A 20653-nucleotide genomic window follows, 5' to 3' on the forward strand; every position below is an offset into this window, starting at 1 on the left:
TGCTCGAACGCCGTACCCAGGTCGAGCCGGAGCCGTCCGAGGAGCTCACCCTGCCCCAGACCGAGCTGCTGGCGGCGGTCCGGCAGGCCCCGACCGACCATCACGAAGGCCCCCGCCCGTACCCGGGCGGGGGCCTTCGTGGTGAGCCTCAGTGACCCGGCTGCTCGTCGGTGTCGTCGTGCTGGCCGCCGGCACCGCCGGAGGTGGAGCCGGAGCCCGCGCCGGCCGTCTCGCCATGGGCGCCCCGGAGCGGGACGTCCTCGGCGGTGCGGAGGGCGTGGTCGTCGAACTCGTGGCCGGAGGCGGGGTGGTCGAGACCGGCCTGGAGGGCGTGCTCGTGCTCGGCGTGGTGCCGAGCCTCCTCGAGCTCGGCGCGGGTCGGCTTCTGCACGTTGTCGGCGTACATCAGCGCGGACAGCTTGCCCCGCACCTTGTCCAGGCGACCGCCACGGGCGGCGACGCCGTTCTCGTCGACGCCCGTCCCCGGGGTGAAGACCTCGTCACGACCGCGCGCGGTGAGGGTGTAGGCACGGCTCTCGCTGAGCGGGAGGTGCCGCTCGCTGTAGCCGCCGTCCGCGGAGCGCATGATGATGCCCGACTCGTAGCCGTGCAGCAGCATGTCGTTGTCGTGCCGCTGCAACGAGATGCACCAGCGCCGGGTGATCCAGAACGCGATCACCGGGCCGAGGAACACCATCAACCGCATGAAGTAGGTGATGTGGTTGATCGACAGGTGCAGCTTGATCGCGATGATGTCGTTGCCGCCGGCGGCCCAGAAGAGGCCGTACGCCGTCATCAGCGCCACCATCGTCGCCGTCCGGGTCGGCGCGTTGCGCGGCCGCTGGAGGATGTGGTGGTCGCGCTTGTCGCCGGTGATCCAGGACTCGATGAACGGCAGGAACAGCAGCAGGGTGAACATCACCATCGGCAGGACCTGGATCGGGAGCAGGACGTTCCACGACCAGGTCGTGCCCCAAATATGGGTCTCGATCCCGGGCATGATGCGCAGCGCCCCGTCGGGCCAGCCCATGTACCAGTCGGGCTGCGAGCCCGCCGTCACCTTCGATGGGTCGTAGGGGCCGAACTTCCACACCGGGTTGATCGACAACAACGCGCCCATCAGGGCGATCACGCCGAACACGACGAAGAAGAAGCCACCGGCCTTGGCGGCGTAGATCGGGAGCAGCGGGTACCCGACGACGTTCTGCTCGGTCCGGCCGGGGCCGGGCCACTGGGTGTGCTTGTGGTAGACGAGCAGCAGCATGTGGGCGCCGACCAGGGCCAGCAGGATGCCCGGGATCAGGAGCACGTGCACGGTGAAGAGCCGCGGGATGATCGCCTCGCCGGGGAACTCCCCGCCGAAGAGGAAGAACGACATGTAGGTGCCGACGACGGGCGTCGCCTTGATGAAGCCGTCCGCGGCCCGGATGCCGGTGCCGGAGAGCAGGTCGTCGGGCAGCGAGTAGCCGGTGAAGCCCTCGAGCGTGCCCAGGATCAGCAGCAGGCAGCCGATCACCCAGTTCAGCTCACGCGGCTTGCGGTGCGCGCCGGTGAAGAACACCCGCAGCAGGTGCACCATCATCGCGGCCACGAACAACATGGCCGCCCAGTGGTGCATCTGGCGCATCAGCAGGCCGCCGCGCACGTCGAAGGAGATGTTCAGCGTGGAGGCGTAGGCCTCCGACATCTGGATGCCGCGCAGCTGGTTGTAGGAGCCTTCGTAGGTCGTCTCGCCCATGCTCGGGGTGAACCAGAGCGTCAGGAACACGCCGGTCAGGAGCAGGACGATGAAGCTCCACAGGGCGATCTCGCCGAGCATGAAGGACCAGTGGTCCGGGAAGACCTTGCGGACCTGCTTCTTCATCGCCGTGGCCAGGCCGAGCCGGTCGTCGGCCCAGCCGGCGGCCGCTCCGACCGGGTTGGGCTTGGACGCCTTCGCCGGGGTGGTGGCGTTGGTGTCGGCGACCTTGCTGGTGTCGATGCTCATGATGTCTAACCACGCTCCCAGAAGCTGGGTCCGACGGGTTCGGTGAAGTCACTCTGCGCCACGAGGTACCCCTCGTCGTCCACCTCGATGGGCAGCTGGGGGAGGGGTCGCGCGGCCGGGCCGAAGATGACCTTGCCGTTGTCGGCCAGGTCGAACGTCGACTGGTGACAGGGGCAGAGCAGGTGGTGGGTGGTCCGCTCGTTCAGCGAGATCGGGCAGCCCACGTGGGTGCAGATCTTCGAGAAGGCGACGATGCCCTGGACCGACCAGTTCTCGCGGCCCTTCCACGGCGTGATGTCGTCGGGCTCCATGCGCAGCAGGATCACCGCGCCCTTGGACTTGGCGATCTGGAGCTCCACGCCCTCGAGCGGCTCACCGTCGGGGCCGCCGTTGGCCAGCGCCTCCGGCTCGCAGTTGACCAGGTCACCGATCTCGAGGTCGGAGACCTTGATCGGGGTGTAGACCACGTCGCGCACGACGCGCATCCCGGGCTTCCAGATGGTGTGGTAGAGCTTGTCGCCCGGCAGCGGGCCGAGGTCGCGCAGCATCAGGATCGGGGCCAGGCCGACCAGGCCGAGCGCGCCGAGCAGCGAGTTGCGCACCAGCGGGCGGCGGGCGATCCCCGAGTCGTCGATGCCCTGCATGACCATGCCGACGGTCTCGGTGCGGTCCTTCTCGCTGGAGGAGGCTGGGTGCCGCAGCTCGACGATCTCGTGGTCGGTCATCAGCTTGCGGGCCCAGTGGATCAGGCCGACGCCGATGCAGATGAACGCGATCGCGAGGGTGCCGCCGAGCATCACGTTGGACGCGCCGAAGCCGGCGATGGTGTCCCAGTTGTCGCCCACCTGGAAGACGAAGTAGGAGACGAAGAACCCCACCAGCGCGAGCGTCGCCACTCCGAACAGGGCGGCGACCTGGCGCTCGGCGCGCTTCTCGGCGCGGGTGTCGACGTCGGTGGGACGCCACTGGTGAGCGGGGAGACCCGGGTTCGGGATCGGCTCGTCCCCCTCAGGGACAGCCGGAAGGTGTTCCTGGGTGGTGCTCACGCTTCGACCTTACTCTTGCTCGACCGGGTGGTATGGGCGGCGATCCAGACGGCAAAGGCGACGCAGAGACCGATGCCGAAGAGCCATGCGAACAGGCCCTCGCTCACCGGACCCATGCCGCCGAGGCCGAACCCGCTGTAGCTGGGCTGGTCCTCCAGGGACTGCAGGTAGGCGATGACGTCGCGCTTCTCCTCCGGCGACAGGTTGCCGTTGGAGAAGGTGTCCATGGCCTGCGGGCCGGTCAGCATCGCCTCGTAGATGTACTTGGGGTCGACGCCGCGGATCTTGGGCGCGTAGCCGCCTCGCGGCATCGCCCCGCCGGAGCCCTCGAAGTTGTGGCACGCCGTGCAGTTGGTCAGGAAGATCTGGCCGCCGCGGACGATGGCCTCCTCGCGCTCCTGCTCGGAGAGGCCGGCGATCGAGTAGTCCGACTCGTCGGGGATCGCCGGGCCGACGCCGAGCGAGGCGACGTACGCCGCCAGCGCCTCGACCTCGTCGGGGGTGTACACGGGAGGCTTGCGCTGCGCCTGCGAGCCCGGCTGCGCCAGCGGCATGCGACCCGTGCCGACCTGGAAGTCGACGGCCGCGGCGCCCACGCCGATGAGGCTGGGGCCGAGGATCTTGCCGTCGCGGGAGCTGTTGATGCCCTCGCCGTTGAGGCCGTGGCAGGTCGAGCAGCCGACGATGAAGATGTCGCGGCCCTTGGCCACGAGCGCCTCGTCGGACTCGGCCTGGCCGGCCTGGGCGGGCGAGAAGGCGGCGTACAGGGAACCGGTCAGCAGCAGGCCGAACATCAGCACCGCGAGCCCGGCGATGGGGCGGCGGCGGTACCGCGACAGACGACCTGCGGATCGATTCAGAAGGCGCACGGTGAGGGTCCTCGGGTGGTGTCCAGGTGGGTGGTTCGTCACGCAGGCCTGAGCGGATTGCCTACTGGATGACGTAGATCGTGAAGAACAGTCCGATCCACACGACGTCGACGAAGTGCCAGTAGTACGACACGACGATCGCGCTGACGGCCTGCTCGTGGGTGAAGCGCTTGGCGATGTAGGTGCGCCCCAGCACGAACAGGAAGGCCACCAGCCCGCCGGTCACGTGCAGGCCGTGGAACCCGGTCGTGAGGTAGAACATCGAGCCGTACGCCGAGTCCTGGATGGTGGTGCCCTCCTGGACGAGCGAGACGTACTCGGTGGCCTGGCCCGCGATGAAGATCGAGCCCATGGCGTAGGTGAGGATGAACCACTCGCGCAGCCCCCACTTGCCGACGTCGAGCAGGCCGCCCCTGCGGTTGACCTGGCCGCGCTCGGCGGCGAACACGCCGAGCTGGCAGGTCAGCGACGACAGCACCAGGATCGTGGTGTTGACCGACGCGAACGGGACGTTGAGCTTCTCGGTGTTCAGCTGCCACAGCTCGGGGCTGACCGCGCGGATGGTGAAGTAGGACGCGAACAGCGCGGCGAAGAACATCAGCTCGCTGGACAGCCAGATGATGGTGCCGACGCTGACCATGCTCGGCCGGTCGTGATGTCCGTGCAGCCGCGAGGCCGGGATCGCTTGAGCTGTCGCCACCCGCTCATTATGTCGATAGGGCTGCCTGTGACCACCCCCGGGGGGCCGTGTCTCGGACGCCTATCCTCGGGATGTGCCGGTCGTCCCGCTCCACTCCTCCGACTACCTGCCGCGGTTCACCCTCGGCACGGTGTTCACGGGGTGGGAGCTGGCAGTCGTGCTCGCCCTGCTCACCCTCGCGGCGGCGGGCCTGTACGCCGCCGGCGTGAGCCGCCTGGCGAGCCGCGGCGACCACTGGCCGGTCGGCCGCACGGTCGCCTTCGCGGCCGGCATCCTGGTCTTCGTCCTGGCCACCCAGTCCGGGCTGGCGGCGTACGACACCACGCTGCTGAGCGTGCACATGGTCCAGCACATGATCCTGTCGATGGTGGTGCCGCTGCTGGTGGCGCTGTCGGCCCCGGTCACGCTGGCGCTGCGCACCCTCCCGCACCGGCCGCGGCGCTGGCTGCTGGCGGTGCTGCACTCGCGCGTGGCGAAGGTGCTGACGTTCCCGCCGCTGACGCTGCTCCTCTACGTCGTCTCGCCGTGGGCGCTGTACTTCTCCGGCTGGTACTCCGCCTCGCTGCAGTCGGCGTTCGTCCACGAGCTGATGCACGTGCACCTGGTCGTGGTCGGCTCGCTGTTCTTCTGGCCGATCGTGGGCGTCGACCCGGTGCCGGGCCGCGTGCAGTACCCGTTCCGGATGCTGCTCGTGCTCCTCACCCTCCCGTTCCACGCGTTCCTGGGCGTCACGATCATGAGCCAGACCGAGCTGCTGGGCGGTGACTGGTACCCGAACCTCCACCGCGGCGACCTCGGCTCCTGGCTGCCGAGCCCGGCGGACGACCAGCACCTCGCGGGCGGCATCTTGTGGAGCTCCGGCGACCTCATCGCGCTGATGGTCTTCGGGGTCCTGTTCGTCCAGTGGGTGCGCGCCTCGATGAAGGAGTCCGAGCGCGAGGACCGCCGGCTGGACCTCCTGGAGGCCAGGGCCGGACAACGGCGCGACGCTGGGTAGCATGCGCCCGTGATTACCCCATTCGAATGCTCGCTTCGCTCCGCTTCGAACAGGGACCCCAAAAGATGAGCGACAAGCCCCTGAAGGTGCTGGTCTACAGCGACGACGTCAACACCCGCCAGCAGGTCATCCTGGCCCTCGGCCGCCGGCCGCACCCCGACCTGCCGGAGCTGACGTACGTCGAGGTCGCGACCGAGCCGGTCGTGATCCAGCACATGGACGGCGGGGCCATCGACCTGGCCATCCTCGACGGCGAGGCCGTGCCGGCCGGTGGGATGGGCATCGCCAAGCAGCTCAAGGACGAGATCTACCAGTGCCCGCCCATCCTGGTGCTGACCGGCCGCCCGCAGGACGCGTGGCTGGCCACCTGGTCGCGCGCCGAGGCCGCGGTCCCGCACCCCATCGACCCGATCCGGCTCGCCGAGGCGGTCGTCGGGCTGCTCCGGCCACGGGTGGCCGGCGTACCGGCCGTCCCCACCGACTAGTCACGGGAAGGGGACCCCGATGACCACCTGGCCCGAGGTCCTCGCCGCCCTCGTCGCCCGGACCGACCTGTCCGGGGACCAGACGACCTGGGCGATGGGCGAGATCCTCGCCGGCCAGGCGACCGAGGCGCAGATCGCCGGCTTCGCCATCGGGCTCAAGGCCAAGGGCGAGACGGTCGAGGAGGTCACCGGCCTGGCCGACGCGATGTACGCCGCGCGGACGCCGATCGACGTACCCGGCCGTCTCCTCGATGTCGTCGGCACCGGGGGAGACCGGTCGATGAGCGTCAACATCTCCACGATGGCCGCGATCGTCGCCGCCGGCGCGGGCGCCAAGGTCGTCAAGCACGGCAACCGGTCCGCGTCCTCGCAGTCGGGCAGCGCGGACGTGCTCGAGGCCCTCGGCATCCGCCTCGACCTGTCGCCCGACCGCGTGGCCGCGGTGGCCGAGGAGGCGGGCATCACCTTCTGCTTCGCCGCGGCCTTCAACCCGGCGATGCGGCACACCGCGGCGCCCCGCCGCGAGCTGGGCGTCGGCACGACGTTCAACATCCTCGGCCCGCTCGGCAACCCGACGCGGCCGGCCGCGCAGGCGGTGGGGTGCGCCGACCCGCGGATGGCCCCGGTGATGGCCGGCGTGTTCGCCGCGCGCGGCGTGGACGCGTGGGTCTTCCGCGGCGACGACGGGCTCGACGAGCTCACCACGACGACCACGTCGTCGGTCTGGCAGGTGCACGACGGCGAGGTACGGACGGTCTCCGTGGATCCCGTCGCCCTCGGCCTGGCCGTCAGCGACCCCGACGCGCTGCGCGGTGGAGACGCGGCGCACAACGCCGACGTCGTACGCCGGCTGCTGGCGGGGGAGCAGGGCCCGGTCCGGGACGCCGTGCTGCTGAACGCCGGCGCGGCCCTCGCGGTGTACGACGACCCCGCCACGCCCGCCGAGGAGGCGATCGCCGCCGGGCTCTCGCGGGCCCGCGACGCCGTCGACTCGGGGGCCGCCGCGGCGACGCTCGAGCGCTGGGTCGCCGCCACCTCGGCCTGACCCACGGTCCTGCCCGCGGGCGGTGCGGGGCTGGGGGTGCCGGGCTGGGGGGTGCCGGTTTGGCTGCGGGTGCCGGTTTGGCTGCGATCGCGGCCGTTCTGCAGATCCGCGGCGCCGAAACCTGCCAAACGGCTGCGATCGCGCGATTTCTGGCACCCCGGCGAACCAGGGGCTTCCCATGCCCGGACGAGCGCGCTAACCTTGGACAAACATTGGACAACCCAAGGAGACAGCACATGAGGATCCGTTCCGTCGTCGCCTCCGCGACGGTTGGCGGCGTGCTGGCGGCCACCGCCGTGCTCGCCGCCTCGACGCCCGCCCAGGCCGCTCCCGCGCGGGGGCTGGGCACCACCAGCCTCGCGTCGGTGCTCGCCGCCGATGGCCAGAAGTTCGACAAGAAGGGTGGGGACTTCGACATCGTCGAGGCCGCGGCGTACGCCGTGCTGGCCGCGAAGCCGAACAGCCCGGTCGCCCTGCTCGCCGACGGCACGAAGCGCCTCACGGCGTTCGCCCCGACCGACCGTGCGTTCCGGCGGCTGGTCGCGGACCTGACGGGGACGTCGTACTCGTCGGAGTCCAAGGTGTTCGCCAAGGTGGCCTCACTGGGCATCGACACGGTCGAGACGGTGCTGCTCTACCACGTGGTCCCGGGCATGACGATCACGGCGGCCAAGGCGATCCAGGCCGACGGCGCCAAGCTGACGACGGCCGCCGGCGTGAAGCTCAAGGTGAAGGTCGTGCACGGCGTCGTGACGCTGGTGGACAAGGACCCCGACAACGCCAACGCGTCGGTGATCGTGGCCGACATCAACAAGGGCAACAAGCAGATCGCCCACGGCATCGACGTGGTGCTCCGCCCCGCGGACCTGTAGGACGGTCGCTCGCCCTCGAACTTCCCGGTGCCCGCCCTGGCTTGGTCCTCGCACCTGCGCCAAACTGGAGGTGGGCACCGGGAGCCGGGGGGAGCGTGCTTCTCCCGTGCTCAAATGCCTGCGGACCGCGTCGTCCCACCCCCGAACGGCGCGGTCCGGTTGCGCGTCGAAGGCTCAGCCGGGAGCGCTGTCGGGCCAGTCGTCGGGCGGCACCAGCAGGTCGACGAAGTCCCCGCGGTGCACCAGCCGCCAGTCGGCGATGTCCATCAGCTCGGCCTCGAGGTAGGAGCCCGGGGCGAGCAGGGCGTACTCCGCGCCGGTCTGCCTGACGTACCTCAGCCAGCCGGGCTGGGTGGCGTCCATGCGGAAGTTCCGCTCCAGCTCCTGGTCGGTGAAGATGTCGCCGTAGCCGTTGCTGACCAGGTCGAGGCCAGGGAAGCGCCACATCAGGTAGCCGCCCTTGGTCCAGTCGTTCAGCACGACCGTCCCGGCGGGCAGCGCGTCGAGCTCGGCGTACCAGTCGGCGTCCGGGGGCGGCTCGTCGGCGGTCTGCGGGACGACGAGGGCCAGCGTCACCAGGCTCAGGGCGGCACCGGCGAGCACGACGCCGACCTCGCGACGGCTCACCGCGACCCGTCGCCGGGCGAGCTCCTGGACGGCCTTGGCCGCGAAGGGGACCAGCATGACGGCCGCCACCATCACGGTGCGGGCGGTGTACAGCGCCCACCCGCCCGCGAGCAGCACCAGCAGCGCCTCGGTCCACGACGCCGGGGTGGTACGGCGCATCATCCGGAGCAGCAGCGCGCACGCCAGCACGAGGAAGGCGACGGCGTACGGCTTGGTGAAGTGCGCCGGCTGCCACTCGGAGAAGTAGGTGCCCCGCGAGTTGACGAGCAGGACGGCGGACCACAGCTTCGGGCCCACCGGCGTGAGCGCCGTCGCGGCCGCCGACAGCACGAGGACGAGCAGGTGCCGCAGCCAGATCCTCCGCGGTACGACGCGGTCGAGGGCGATGCCGACCAGCGCGACCGCGCCGATGACCAGCCCGATCGGCCACATGCCGTGGGCCGTCGCCCACACCCAGGTCAGCGGGACCAGCCACCAGCGGACCTTGCCGTCGTGCGAGGTGCGGAACCACGCCGCGGTGGTGAGCGCGACGAACACGTAGCTGACCACCTGGGGCCGCATGGACAGGCCGGGCGACGCGGCCAGCAGGGCGACGACCACCACCGCCACGGCGGGGATCGGGCCGGCGTACCTGCGCGCGACGAACCACAGGGTCACGGCCAGCAGGATGAAGAGCGAGCCGGCCAGCCAGGCCACGCCGGCCAGGCCGAACCAGTCCTCCATCTGCGCCATCACGACCTGGGGCAGCCATTGCGTCGGCACCCAGTCGTTGGTGCCGAAGGTCGTCACGCTGCCGGGGTGCTGGAGCGACCACCCGCCGTGCAGGAACTCCTCGCCGAACCTCAGGTGGAAGTAGGTGTCGTTGTTGGTGATGGTCTTGGCGGCCCGCTTCACGAGGAAGCCGAACGTGCCCAGGAGGACGATGTACGGCGCCACCGTCAGCAGCAGCGTGAACGGGCTGCGCTGCGGCGCGCCGGCCTCCGGGGCCCGTGGCGTGGCCGGGGCGTCGTCCGCGGAGGCAGGCAGGCTGTCGACGGTCATCGCGGTCACACCCCCAGCACGTACGACGCGCCCTCACGGCGGAAGCCGACGCGCTCGTAGTAGGGGTCGACCATGCTCGGGGAGGTGACGACGCGGCGGACGCCGAGGTCGTGCAGCAGCCCGCTGCGGCGCCAGACGAACTCGCCGGGGGAGAAGTCGCGGTACCGCCGCGTCACGTAGTCGAGCTCGACGTGCGCGGTGTCGCCGTCGGCCCGGATGATCACCACGCCCACCGTCTCGTCACCCTTCAGCACCAGGAACGGGTGCCGGTCGGCCCGCGGGACGCCGTCCCACGAGAAGTCGGGCTGGTGCCGAAGGACGTCGGACCTGTGCACGCCCAGGACGTGGGCGAGGTACACGTCGTCCGACGGCACACCGAGCACCTGGAACGCCGCGTCGTCGTGGCGCGAGCGCACCAGCCGGGAGATGAACCACACGTTGATCGCGCTGGTCGCCAGGTTCATGGCCACCATCGGCCAGACCCCGACCAGCGCGTTGAACGCCACCAGCATCAGCCCGGCGACCAGGTTCAGCACCCGGAACCGCAGCACCCGCGCCTGGAGCAGCGAGACGATCAGCAGCGCCGAGCCGGCCCATCCGAACAGGTCGAGCCAGTGGTCGGCGAGCCAGGTCACGGCGCGAGACTACTGCCGTGACCCGGCTCACCTGACCGCTCATCGACGTGTCAGGGGAGCGTGCCGGAACCCGGCAGCCGCCGGTGCTGGACCGCCGCCGCCGTGCGCTGGTTGCTCGTCGGGACCGTGACCCGCAGCTGCTGGGCGACCGAGTTGGCCGCCAGGTTGTTGCCGTGGACGTCGGTGATCTTGGCGGCGTTGAAGATGACGCGGTACTTGCCCGCGCCGAGGCGACCCTTCGGGTCGATCGAGGCGACCTTGCCCTTCTTCAGCGACTTCACCTTCGCGGCGACCTTGACGTACTTCGAGCCCTTCTGCTTCTGCAGCTTGATGTTCTTGCCGGAGATGCCGCGGACCTTCTCGCTGAAGGTCGCCTTGATCGTCGAGGTCGGCTTGAGGGTCGTCGGCGTGATCTTCTTGACCACCGGCGCGGTGGCGTCGACGTTGAACGACCGGATCGCACTCGTCGCCAGCGGCTGGCCGGCGCCGTCGTACGCCGTGACGCTCCAGGTGTACTTGCCGGACTTGAGCGCGCTCGGGGCGTTGGCCGTGGCGACGGTCGTCACCTTGGTCACGCTCGAGCCGTTGACGATGGTCAGCAGGTAGCTGGCCGCCCCCGGGACCTCGGTCCACTGGAACAGCGAGCTGGTCGCACCGACCCACGTGCTCGCCTTCGGCAGCAGGAGGCTCGGCGCCACGCCATTGGAGAAGAAGGTCTGCGTCTGCGACCACGGGCCGGTGTTGCCGGAGGAGTCCTGCTTGCGGACCCGCCAGACGTACGGCTGCGGCGACGCCGGGATCGGCGAGGACGGGGCGTACGCCGCGGTCTTGACCGTGGCGGTGAACACCCGGTTGGCCGCGCTGAACGTCAGGTCGTTGTTGCGGTAGACCTCGACCGTGTAGGTCGACGCGAACGCCTGGGCGGCCCAGCGGAACGGCGTCGTGCCCGGCACCGTGACACCACCCACGGGTGAGCTCGGGGCGACCGCCGGCGTGGACTTGGTGAAGGTTGCGACCTGCGACCAGGCCAGGCCGTTGTCCTCGTAGTCGAGAGCCTGCACCCGCCAGAAGTAGGTGCCGTCCGGGTACAGCTTGTCGTACGCCGTGACCGTCGCTTGGTCGACGACGCGGGTGTCGATGGGCGAGGCGAAGGACGGGTCGTTGTCCACCTGGAGGCGGTAGTTCTTGGCCGTCTGGTTGCCGAACTCGGTGTTCCACAGCGTGCCGGCGTTGGTGTCGGCGTAGTCCTGCCAGCTGAACGTGATGTCGCCCTGGCTCGGGTCGCTGGAGGTCAGGCCGGTGATGGCCGGGGACGCCTTGCGGAAGCCCCGGGTGTCAGACAGCGTGACGTGCGACTCCGGGTCGGGACCGCAGTTCGCGAGGGTGAGGCACGGCCGGACGTGCCAGTAGTACGCCGTGCCGGCTTGGCTGTCGGGCAGCGTCGCCTTGGAGTTGCCGAGGGCGAGCTGGAACACCGTGTTGGCCGTCGAGGGGATGCTCGGGATCTCGGTGGTGGTCATGTTCTCGTCCTGCGCGTAGTAGACGAGATAGAACGCGGCGCCCGGCACCGGGTCCCACGACAGGGTCGGCGTGCTCGGAACGTTGTCGCAGACATCGAACACGCTGGCCGGCGTGCAGCCACCCGCACCGGTCGCGGCCTGGCCGTCGAGCCCGATCTTCAGGCCGGTGACGAGGGCCTGGTTGTCCCAGGGGCCGGCCGCCGTCGCGGGCGACGTCTCGAACACCACCTGAGGGGTGGAGTACAGGCCAGGAAGACCGGTGGCGACCGGGTAGGGGCCGTCGATCGGGCGGACACGCCAGTAGACCTTCGTGCCGGCGCCCCACAAGCAGTCGGACCCGCGAGGGGTGTACGTCGTGGCGGCGGTCGCGCACGTCTTGGTCACTGCCGCACTCGGGGAGAAGTTGATGTCCTTGGACACCTGCAGCTCGTAGCTGGAGGCGTGCTGCACCGGAGTCCATTGGTAGTAGGGCTTGGGGCCCGTGGAACCGGGCGCACCCTCGGTGCCGAGCGGGAACACCGCCTGAGGGGTGTCGGGCCACTGCCGCTTGAATCCGAACAGCGACTCCGTCCACGGCGTCGGCTGGCCGGCCTGGTCGACCGCGCGGACGCGCCACCAGAACTGGTCGCTGTTCAGGGTCACCGGCGGGGAGTAGCGCGTGCTCCGGACGTTGGTGATCGAGTTGGCGATGTTGTTGAAGCTGGCGTCCAGGGCGATCTGCACGTCGTAGTACTGCGCGCCCGGGACGGGGGTCCAGTCGACGACGACGTCCTCGATCTGCTGGTTGACGTCGTTGGCCGGGTAGGTGATCTGCGGCTGGGCCAGCGGGTCGATGAAGAAGCTGGAGACGTTGGAGGCCAGGCTGACCAGCCCCGCGCCCTTGACCGCGGAGACCCGCCAGAACCAGTCACCGGTGGTCAGCGGGTCCGGGACGACGAGCGAGGTGGTCTTGGTGGTGTAGCTCTTGGCGCCGATGAAGTCGGCGTCGCCGTCCACCTCGACGGTGTAGGAGATCGCACCCTGGCTGCTGCTCCACTGGAGCAGCGGCGGGCTCTGCGGCTGCGCGAGGTGCTCGCCCTCCGCCGGCGCGATCGGGATCGGGGTGGTGACCGGGGCGATCTGGAAGGAGTCCTCGACCCAGTCCGACTGCGTGCTGCCGTTGAGCGACCGCACCCGCCAGAAGTTCTTGCCGGGCAGCAGGTTCTTGGTCGGGACGGCCTTGGTGTTGCTCGTCTTCAGGGCGAAGTCGGGGGAGGAGAAGCCGGCCGTGGAGTCGACCTGCACCTCGTAGCCGGTCGCCTTGGCGACCTTGCTCCACGAGAGGATCGCCGTGCTCGAGTTGGCGACGTTGCTGGTCAGGCCGCCGGGGCTGGCGAGCGCGGACGCGGGCGCGGTCGTGACGGCGAGGCCGCCGATGGTCAGGGCAGCGGCGGCGACGGTGGTCGCCAGGGCACGCACGGCGGAGCGGTGGACGGGCACGGAGGGTCCTCCCCGGGAAAGACGGTGTCCGCGCCAGTATCGGTAAAGAGATGGGGCGCCCGTGGTTCTTTACCGAAATTCAGGGGTGAATCTCTGGGTCCCCCCTCGGCTCAGTCCACGCCGAGGGCGAAGGCTGCCTCGAGGTCGTGGCGGGAGTAGGCGCGGAAGGCGATGTGCGTCTCGGTCGAGGTCACACCCGGCACCTTGTTGAGCTGGTCGGCGACCACGGTCGCCACGTCGTCGTGGTTGCGCACCCGGACCAGCACGATGAGGTCGATCTGGCCGGTCACCGAGTAGACCTCGGAGACGCCGTCGAGGGCCGCGATCTGCTCGGCGACCTCGGGGATCCGGGCGACGTCTGCCTTCACGAAGACGATGGCGGTGATCACGCGGTCACCCTACGACCTCGGCCCGCGGTCCGGCCGTGGCCCGGGACCGTCGGCGTACGGCGTGGGACCAGGCGCGGGATCGCGGCCAGGAGAGCCAGGTTGCCGGTGCCGACGACCGGGCTGGCGAGCAGCATCACGACCGGAAGCAGCCAGGCGCGGTCCGTGCGCGCGGCGTACACGAGGAGGACGGCCGCGACGGGCAGCCGGACCAGCAGCGGCGGCACGAAGGCCAGGCCCGGAGACGAGCCGCCGTTGTCGAGCAGGAACCGCACCCAGTCCTGCCATAGGCCGGGGGCCGAGATGACGGAGACGGCCAGCAGGAGGACGAACGTGACGACGAAACCACGCAGCAGCCGCCACTCGCCGCGCAGCACGAACCACACCGGCCCGACGCAGGGCAGCACCTTGGTGAAGGCGGCCGCGCACCACGGCGCTCCTCGGGTCGTGCCCAGCACCGCGGCCACGGCCAGCAGCCAGAAGACGTTGCCCGACGCGATCTCGAAGGCGCAGCACATCAGCCCGGCCACCGCGACGACGGCTGGGAGCGGTCGCAGCAGCCAGGCGACGCCGGCCAGGGCGGCGCCGATGAAGACAGCCGCGAAGGCCGGCCACGGCAGGAACGTGAGCGGCCAGACGACCTGGGCGAACAGCGGGCTGTAGTTGTAGGCGTCGAGGCTGCCGGGCGCGGCGTCGTACAGGCCGCCGTCCCACGCGACGTAGTAGGCGTGTGCGTCCCAGCCGAGGCCGAAGTTGCCGATCATCGCGCTGGTGCGGCCCACGACGACCAGGCCGGCCAGCAGGAGGAGGGCCGGCCCGACGACGCGCAGCAGCAGCGTGCGCACAGGGGAGCCGGCCATGGCTCGACGGTAGGGGAACGGGTCGCCGTGAAGGCGGAAAGCGCCGGATCAGCGTGCCGGCTGGTGCACCGGCGAGATCGACCGCCGGTCGGCGAAGGGGACCAGGGTGAGCCGGCTCTGGTTGACCGCGTCGTGCAGGGCCAGGTGGCGGGTCGCGCCGGCCACCGGGCAGGTCCACTCGCCGTCCACGTCGACCAGGCGCACGCCGGGCGACTCCAGCCAGCGCAGGATCCGCTCGGTCTCCTCGGCGGTGGCCGAGGGGACCGGGCCCGGGGCGGGGCTCACCGTCTCGGCACTGAGGCGCAGGTCGGCGACGTACTGCTGGGCGTCGGTGCCGGGCGGGATCACGCCGGCCGCGGCCAGCCGCCCGTGCCGGACGATGTGGACGAACCAGCGCCCGTCGTCCTCGCGACGCGCGGCGACCAGCTCCGGGAGCCGGGTCAGGGCGGTGAGCCGCTGCGTGCGCGCGGCGGCCCGCACGAACGCCGCCAGCCGGTCGCGGTGCACGCCGGCCTCCTCGAACCGCTCGGTGGTCGCCAGCGCGCTCATCCGCTCGTTGATCGCCTCGACCACCTCGTCGGGACGGCTGAGCAGGCTGTCGCGAAGCTGTCGGACGACCGCGGCGTACGTCGACGGGTCGACGCTGCCGTCGCACGGGGACAGGCAGCGCCCCATCTCCGCGAGCACGCACGGTGCCCGTGAGGACGTGCGCGGGCCCAGGCGGTCGCTGCACTGCCGCACCGGGAAGGTGTCGTGCAGCGCGGCCAGGCACTGCTCGGCGGTGCGCCGGGAGCGGAACGGGCCGAGGTAGTCGGCGCCGTCGTCGAGCACCTTCTTCACCAGCGACAGCCGCGGCCACGGCTCCCTGGTGAGCTTGATGAACTGCACCTTCTCGGGGAAGCGCGAGCGCCGGTTGTAGCGCGGCTTGTGCTCGGCGATCAGCCGCAGCTCGCGCACCTCGGCCTCCAGCGGCGTCGCGCACTCGATGCCGTGCACCTCGCTGGCCAGGCCGACCATCTCGCCCATCCGGCTACGGGTCTCCGACGAGGTGAAGTACGAACGGACCCGGGCGCGCAGGTCGCGCGACGTGCCGACGTACAGCACCCGCTTGCTCTCGTCACGGAAGAGGTAGACGCCGGGGGAGTGCGGCAGGTGCTCGGCGAGGTGGCGCTTGCGGCGCACCGCGGGGCTGACCCGCGAGGAGAAGGTCTGCAGCTCCTCGAGCGTGTGCACGCCGAGCCCGCCGAGCCGCTCCATGAGGCCGTGCAGCACGTCGACGGTCGCCCGGGCGTCGGCCAGGGCGCGGTGGTTGGGCGTCGTGGTGGAGCGGAAGACCCGGGCCAGCGACGACAGCTTGCAGTTGGGCGCGTCGTCGCGGGTGATCACCCGGCGCGCGAGCAGCGCGGTGTCGAGCACCTCGAACGCCGGCCACGGCCGGCCCTGGACCTCGGCGAAGTGGCGCAGGAAGCCGACGTCGAACGGCGCGTTGTGGGCCACCAGCACGGTGCCGGCCGCGAACTCCAGGAACGCCGGCAGCGCGGTCTCGATCGTCGGCGCGTCGGCCACCATCGAGTTGGTGATCCCGGTGAGCACGGCGATGAACGGCGGGATCGCGGTGTGCGGGTTGACCAGGGTCTGGAACTCGCCCAGCACCTCGCCGCCGCGGACCTTCACCGCTCCGATCTCGGTGATCATCGAGCCGCCCTCGGCCGACCCGCCGGTCGTCTCGAGGTCGACGACGCAGAAGGTCATCTCCCGCAGCGGCCGGCCGAGCTCGTCGAAAGTGCGTTGCGGCTCCCAGCGCTCGTGGGCACCGTGGGGCCGGAGCGAGGTGCGTACGCCGGCGAGGAGCCCCATGGCCGCGACGGTAGACGCGGTCGCCGACAATCCTGGGCAGGCCACGCGGCCTACCCTGGGTTGGGGACCCGATCGATTGTCAGGAGGAGCGATGGGCGCACCGGACCTGCCCGGCGCCGACGAGCGCTGGCGCTGCGGCGGCTGCGGCAACCTGACCCGCTTCGACGTGGCACGCAGCCGGCGGACCGTCGAGTTCTGGCACGTCGACCTCTCGGGCGCGGTGAGCGTCGAGGACACCGAGGTGCGCGAGGAGCGCGTCGAGTCGGTGACCTGCCGCTGGTGCGGCCGCGACGACGCCATCGAGACCGTGCCGCGCGCCGAGGCCGGCTGAGGACGGCCGTGGTCACCGAGCAGGTGCCTCCGGACGGGGGTGAGGACGTGGCGTCCACCCACCCCTCCGCGCTCCCCGAGCCGGTGCGCGCCCGCGTGCTCGCCCTGGCCGCGGAGGTGCTGCCCCAGGTGGCGGGCCTGCCGCCGGCGCTGCGCCGGGTGGCGGAGTTCGCGCCCGCGCGCCGGGCCCGCCTGGGTGGCAGCGCGATCACGGACGCGCTGGCGGACGACGACCTGCGCGAGCGGGTGGCGGTCCAGGTCGCGGCCCGCCCCGCGCGCGACGACGACGTCGAGGTGGCCGCGCGTGCGTGGCTCGCGCGCGACGAGGGCTGGGAGGGCCTGGTCGAGGGCGCCGGGCGGTCCGGGTCGGCGGGCGAGCGCGACCAGGCCGAGCTCGAGCGCCTGAGGTCCCGCGTGGCCGACGCCGAGCAGGCCGCCAAGGACGCCCGCAGCAAGGCGCGCAGCCAGGTCGAGGGCTTCAAGACCGACAACGCCACCTTGCGCCGCAAGCTCGGTGAGGCCCGGACGGCCGAGCGCCAGGCCCGCGAGACCGCCGAGGAGGCGCTCCGCCTGGCCGAGGAAGCCCGCGGCCGCGTGGCGAGCCTGGAGTCGGGCCAGGACAAGGAGGTACGCCGGCTCCGCGCGCGCGTCGAGCAGCTCGAGGCGGAGCTGGCGACGCTGCGGCAGGGCGAGCGGCGTACGGCCCGGGCCGACCGCGACGAGGCCACGGTCCGGGCCCGGCTCCTGCTGGACGCCGTGATCGACGCGGCCACCGGCCTGCGCCGCGAGCTGGCGCTGCCGGCCGTGCCCGGCGCGCCCGGGGACCGCGTGGAGGCCGAGCTCGGCGAGGTGGGTGGCGACGTCCGGACGCCCGGTTCGGCGGGGATCCTCGGGCCGGGCAACCCGGCGGTGCTCGAGCAGCTGCTGACCCTGCCGCGCTCCCGGTTGCTCGTCGACGGCTACAACGTGTCGAAGACCGCGTGGGAGCAGTCGTCGCTCGAGGCGCAGCGCCAGCGGCTGCTCGGAGCCCTGGCTCCGATGGTGGCCCGCACCGGGGCCGAGATCACCGTCGTCTTCGACGCCGCCAACCTGACCAACCGCCCGGTCGTCGCCGCGCCACGGGGTGTCAAGGTCGTCTTCAGCCCACCGGGCGTGATCGCCGACCACGTCATCCGCGACCTGGTCGCCGCGGAGCCGCCCGGCCGCACGGTCGTGGTGGTCTCCGACGACCAGGAGGTGGCGCGCGACGCGCGGGCGGGCGGCGCGCGGCCGGTGTCCGCGGCGGCGTTCCTGGAGCTACTCGCCCGCTGAGGCGGCGCCCGGCCACATCTCGTCGAGCGCGTAGCGCTGCCCGAACGAGAAGTCGTACTGCACCATCCGCAGGTCGCGCAGCACCTGCTGCTGCCGCTGGTCGAGGTCGGCGTACGGCACGACCGTGTCGCTGCGGGTGACGACGCCGTCCGGCCCGAGCGCCCCGAGCCGGATGCCCGCCTCGCGGAGCAGCTCGTAGTACGGCGGCAGCGGAGCCCCGATGCGCTCGAGGGCGAGGGGCAGGAAGGAGACCGGGTTGGTGACGGGCAGGGCCCTGTGGTCGGCACCCTCGCTGGACCAGACGAACATCGGGTTGGTGTGCATCGTCAGGTCCGAGTTCGCGTTCCGGGTCCTCGAGGAGAAGATGCCGGGGAAGTGGTCGCCGAAGAAGACCACGACCGTCGGCTCGCCGGTGGCCTTGATGCCGTCGAGCAACGCGGGCAGGTCCGCGTCGGTGTAGCTCAGGCCGCGCGCGAAGCCGCCGACGGCCGCCGCCTCGGAGCCCGAGGTGCCGGTGACCTCCACCGGGTCGTCGTACCACTGGGTCGGCACGTGGTTCTGCATGGTCACGACGTGCGCGAAGAGGGGCTTGTCGGACGCGCGGATCTGGTGGAGGACCTCGTCGTACGTCGACTTGTCGGAGATGAACGGGCTGTGCTCGACGTGGGCGTCCTCGTGCATCGTCGTGTCGTGGACGAAGTCGTCGAAGCCGAAGTTCTCGTAGACGTTCTCGCGGTTGTAGAGCATGGTCGAGTACGCGTGGATCGCGACCGCGCGGTAGCCCTGGTCCTTGAACCAGCCGACCGCCGACGGGTAGTCGGGGTGGCCCGGCACGATCTGCTGGTAGGGGATGGAGAGGCGCGGGTCGAACAGCGCCTCGGCCTGGCCGGTGAGGGCCTGGAACTCCATCGTCGACGTGCCGTTGCCGTAGCCGATGGCCAGCGACTCCCCGCCCCACTGCTCTTTCGCGACCGCGCGGGTGTGGGGGATCGGGTCCTCGCCGAGCTCCAGGCCGGCGAGCTTGGTCGGGTCGGAGAACGACTCGCTGAGCACGAGCACGACGTTGTAGCCGGCCAGTGCGGTCGTGGCGTGCTGGTTCTGCTGGGCCGCGCGCTCGGTGTAGCGGTCGGCGATCTCCTTCATCGCCGCCGCGTCGTAGCCGGCGGGCGGCTCCACCTCGGCGGGGAGGTTGTAGAGGAACCCGCCGACGAGGCCGTTCTGCTGGTAGTTCTGGACCTGGTCCCAGCCGGCCCACGTCACGCCGGCGGCGTCGTAGAGCTTGCTCCAGAGGTTGCCCGGCCGGTTGAAGGTCGTGGTGTGGACGAGCGCCAGCCCGCAGACCAGCACGAGGACGGCCCGCAGGACGAGCCAGGCGCGCCGGCGCGGGTGCTCGCGGGTCACCGGCTGGAAGCGCCGGCCGGCCAGCCGGCCCAGGACGTGCACGAGGGCCGTGACGGCGACGACGACCACGGCGCCGACGGCGATCCAGCGCCAGCCGACCATCTCCTCGAGGAACCCCGGGTGCTCGAGGAAGGTCAGGTCGCTCGGGACCACGGGCCCCTCGAGGATCGACATCCGCTTCCAGTTGGCCGCGCCGATCACCAGGCACAGCGGGGCCAGGACGGTGAGCGCCCGCCGGATCCGGCCGGTGAGCCCGATCAGCAGGAGCACGACACACCACACGACCAGCAGGCTGACCAGGGCGCCGCGCCCGGGCTGCCAGATCGGCTCCGCCCGCAGCGAGATGTCCAGGACCGCGTCGCACGCCAGGGCGGCCCACACGCTGTACAGCGCCCCGAGCACCAGCGGCATCGAGCGGCGCGTCGACGCCGCGTCGGGCGGTACGTCGGGGGGTACGTCGGGGGGTACGTCGGGCGTGGTCCCCGACTGTCCGTCGGTCGCCGGAGCGACCACGGCTCCGTCGACGACGACCTGCGGGTGCACAGCCCGAGGATAAGGACGCGGGCGGGCCTGCGACCGGCGTTCGGAGGAAGTCGTCCGGGGCTCCTCCACGCTCGGGGGACCCCTGTCGGTGGTCGGTGACAGAGTCACGGACATGACGACGAGGATCGACTGCGACACCTGCGTGGTGCGGGGGCTGGCGTGTGGCGACTGCGTGGTGACGGTCCTGCTCGGGCCACCCCCCGAGCTCACCTTCGACGACGACGCGTGCCGCGCGCTGGACGTGCTGGCCGCGGGCGGTCTGGTGCCGCCCCTCCGGCTGGTGCAGGCCGTGGTGCCTCCCGAGATCGAGTCGGCATGAGCGTCCTGAGCCATGGGACGGATGGGCCGCATGTGACGGTGGGGACCGGTGCGGCCTCACGACACGAGTGTTTCGCCGACGCATCGCGGACACCCCGGTTGAAGTTTGGACGGTCGGCGAGAGCCGCACTAGTGTGTGGCGCTCAGGTGCTCGTGGAAGTGGACCACCAGGGTCCGCGCGGGCGCCGCGCTGAGTCCGGGCCCCCCGCAGGGGGGCCGGGAGCCGGGGAACCAACCCACCTGGGGTGAATCCCCTCCGAGAGTGACGGTTTCGGGGCCGTGACGGAAGAGGGGTAGGGCCTGTCGTGCCCGAATCCGTCAGCTCACCCGGTAGGCGTACGACA

18 protein-coding genes and 1 riboswitch are annotated in these 20653 nt (G+C 71.3%); of the genes, 7 read left to right on the top strand and 11 right to left on the bottom strand.

Going from position 1 to position 20653, the window contains the following annotated elements; translation table 11 throughout:
* Positions 1–148 precede the first annotated feature (148 nt).
* From qcrB to ctaE, 4 genes are all read right to left on the bottom strand, one after another.
* Positions 149–1987 carry a cytochrome bc1 complex cytochrome b subunit gene (qcrB, locus tag ISU07_RS11355; protein ID WP_194706919.1) on the bottom strand — a complete coding sequence of 613 codons (1839 nt, stop codon included), beginning with the start codon at positions 1985–1987 and terminating at the stop codon, positions 149–151.
* A 5-nt stretch (positions 1988–1992) separates the two neighbouring features.
* Entirely contained in the window at positions 1993–3033 is a 1041-nt protein-coding gene (gene qcrA / locus ISU07_RS11360) for a cytochrome bc1 complex Rieske iron-sulfur subunit (protein WP_194706920.1), read from the bottom strand.
* Positions 3030–3902 carry a cytochrome bc1 complex diheme cytochrome c subunit gene (gene qcrC / locus ISU07_RS11365; RefSeq protein WP_407671417.1) on the bottom strand — a complete coding sequence of 291 codons (873 nt, stop codon included), beginning with the start codon at positions 3900–3902 and terminating at the stop codon, positions 3030–3032. Before qcrC ends, qcrA begins: the two co-directional genes overlap by 4 nt.
* Before the next feature lie 61 nt (positions 3903–3963).
* Positions 3964–4602, bottom strand: coding sequence for an aa3-type cytochrome oxidase subunit III (gene ctaE, locus ISU07_RS11370; protein ID WP_194706921.1), 639 nt, complete (start codon positions 4600–4602; stop codon positions 3964–3966).
* 73 nt (positions 4603–4675) lie between these two features.
* Between ctaE and ISU07_RS11375 the strand changes: the two genes are divergently transcribed.
* From ISU07_RS11375 to ISU07_RS11390, 4 genes are all read left to right on the top strand, one after another.
* The gene (locus ISU07_RS11375) at positions 4676–5599 is read left to right on the top strand and encodes a cytochrome c oxidase assembly protein (protein ID WP_194706922.1); all 924 of its coding nucleotides are present in this window, start codon (positions 4676–4678) and stop codon (positions 5597–5599) included.
* A gap of 65 nt (positions 5600–5664) precedes the next feature.
* Positions 5665–6084: an Rv3143 family two-component system response regulator gene (locus ISU07_RS11380; RefSeq protein WP_194706923.1), complete on the top strand. Its 420-nt coding sequence runs from the start codon at positions 5665–5667 to the stop codon at positions 6082–6084.
* Between the two features lie 19 nt (positions 6085–6103).
* Positions 6104–7129, top strand: coding sequence for an anthranilate phosphoribosyltransferase (trpD, locus tag ISU07_RS11385; RefSeq protein WP_194706924.1), 1026 nt, complete (start codon positions 6104–6106; stop codon positions 7127–7129).
* Positions 7130–7365: 236 nt separating this feature from the next.
* Positions 7366–8001, top strand: a complete 636-nt coding sequence (locus tag ISU07_RS11390) for a fasciclin domain-containing protein (protein ID WP_194706925.1) — start codon at positions 7366–7368, stop codon at positions 7999–8001.
* A gap of 174 nt (positions 8002–8175) precedes the next feature.
* On the opposite strand, the gene ISU07_RS11395 is transcribed toward ISU07_RS11390, so the two are convergent.
* The 6 genes from ISU07_RS11395 to ISU07_RS11420 form a co-directional block, all read right to left on the bottom strand.
* Complete coding sequence (locus ISU07_RS11395) at positions 8176–9678, bottom strand: hypothetical protein (protein ID WP_194706926.1); 1503 nt, start codon at positions 9676–9678, stop codon at positions 8176–8178.
* Positions 9675–10304, bottom strand: coding sequence for a YgjV family protein (locus tag ISU07_RS11400; RefSeq protein WP_194706927.1), 630 nt, complete (start codon positions 10302–10304; stop codon positions 9675–9677). Before ISU07_RS11400 ends, ISU07_RS11395 begins: the two co-directional genes overlap by 4 nt.
* A 50-nt stretch (positions 10305–10354) precedes the next feature.
* Positions 10355–13303 (bottom strand): Ig-like domain-containing protein, encoded by a 2949-nt coding sequence (locus ISU07_RS24785; RefSeq protein WP_194706928.1) that lies wholly within the window; start codon positions 13301–13303, stop codon positions 10355–10357.
* 110 nt (positions 13304–13413) lie between these two features.
* A complete protein-coding gene (locus tag ISU07_RS11410) occupies positions 13414–13692 on the bottom strand; it encodes an Lrp/AsnC family transcriptional regulator (RefSeq protein ID WP_194706929.1) in 279 nt (92 codons plus the stop codon).
* Entirely contained in the window at positions 13689–14549 is an 861-nt protein-coding gene (locus tag ISU07_RS11415; protein WP_194706930.1) for a glycosyltransferase family 87 protein, read from the bottom strand. Before ISU07_RS11415 ends, ISU07_RS11410 begins: the two co-directional genes overlap by 4 nt.
* Positions 14550–14597: 48 nt before the next feature.
* A complete protein-coding gene (locus ISU07_RS11420; RefSeq protein WP_194706931.1) occupies positions 14598–16406 on the bottom strand; it encodes a DEDD exonuclease domain-containing protein in 1809 nt (602 codons plus the stop codon).
* 91 nt (positions 16407–16497) lie between these two features.
* On the opposite strand from ISU07_RS11420, the gene ISU07_RS11425 reads away from it, so the two are divergent.
* On the top strand, positions 16498–16737 hold the full coding sequence (locus tag ISU07_RS11425) for a hypothetical protein (RefSeq protein WP_194706932.1): 240 nt from the start codon (positions 16498–16500) through the stop codon (positions 16735–16737).
* A 47-nt stretch (positions 16738–16784) separates the two neighbouring features.
* A complete protein-coding gene (locus ISU07_RS11430; RefSeq protein ID WP_323742558.1) occupies positions 16785–18047 on the top strand; it encodes an NYN domain-containing protein in 1263 nt (420 codons plus the stop codon).
* Here the strand turns inward: ISU07_RS11430 and ISU07_RS24790 are convergent.
* Positions 18033–19991 carry an LTA synthase family protein gene (locus ISU07_RS24790; RefSeq protein WP_194706933.1) on the bottom strand — a complete coding sequence of 653 codons (1959 nt, stop codon included), beginning with the start codon at positions 19989–19991 and terminating at the stop codon, positions 18033–18035. The genes ISU07_RS11430 and ISU07_RS24790 overlap by 15 nt on opposite strands.
* A 112-nt stretch (positions 19992–20103) precedes the next feature.
* Between ISU07_RS24790 and ISU07_RS11440 the strand changes: the two genes are divergently transcribed.
* Positions 20104–20310, top strand: coding sequence for a hypothetical protein (locus ISU07_RS11440; RefSeq protein ID WP_194706934.1), 207 nt, complete (start codon positions 20104–20106; stop codon positions 20308–20310).
* A gap of 187 nt (positions 20311–20497) precedes the next feature.
* A riboswitch (cyclic di-AMP (ydaO/yuaA leader) is annotated at positions 20498–20648 on the top strand.
* Positions 20649–20653 lie beyond the last annotated feature (5 nt).

Origin of the sequence: Nocardioides islandensis (genome assembly GCF_015352455.1) — a bacterium.
In the GTDB taxonomy this organism is placed as follows: domain Bacteria; phylum Actinomycetota; class Actinomycetes; order Propionibacteriales; family Nocardioidaceae; genus Nocardioides; species Nocardioides islandensis.

Coding starts and splice junctions, on each gene's coding strand:
- trpD (WP_194706924.1), top strand. CDS start 6,104: ATGACCACCTGGCCCGAGGTCCTCGCCGCCCTCGTCGCCCGGACCGAC.
- ISU07_RS11390 (WP_194706925.1), top strand. CDS start 7,366: ATGAGGATCCGTTCCGTCGTCGCCTCCGCGACGGTTGGCGGCGTGCTG.
- qcrB (WP_194706919.1), bottom strand. CDS start 1,987: ATGAGCATCGACACCAGCAAGGTCGCCGACACCAACGCCACCACCCCG.
- ISU07_RS11420 (WP_194706931.1), bottom strand. CDS start 16,406: ATGGGGCTCCTCGCCGGCGTACGCACCTCGCTCCGGCCCCACGGTGCC.
- ISU07_RS11380 (WP_194706923.1), top strand. CDS start 5,665: ATGAGCGACAAGCCCCTGAAGGTGCTGGTCTACAGCGACGACGTCAAC.
- ISU07_RS11440 (WP_194706934.1), top strand. CDS start 20,104: ATGACGACGAGGATCGACTGCGACACCTGCGTGGTGCGGGGGCTGGCG.
- ISU07_RS11425 (WP_194706932.1), top strand. CDS start 16,498: ATGGGCGCACCGGACCTGCCCGGCGCCGACGAGCGCTGGCGCTGCGGC.
- ISU07_RS11415 (WP_194706930.1), bottom strand. CDS start 14,549: ATGGCCGGCTCCCCTGTGCGCACGCTGCTGCTGCGCGTCGTCGGGCCG.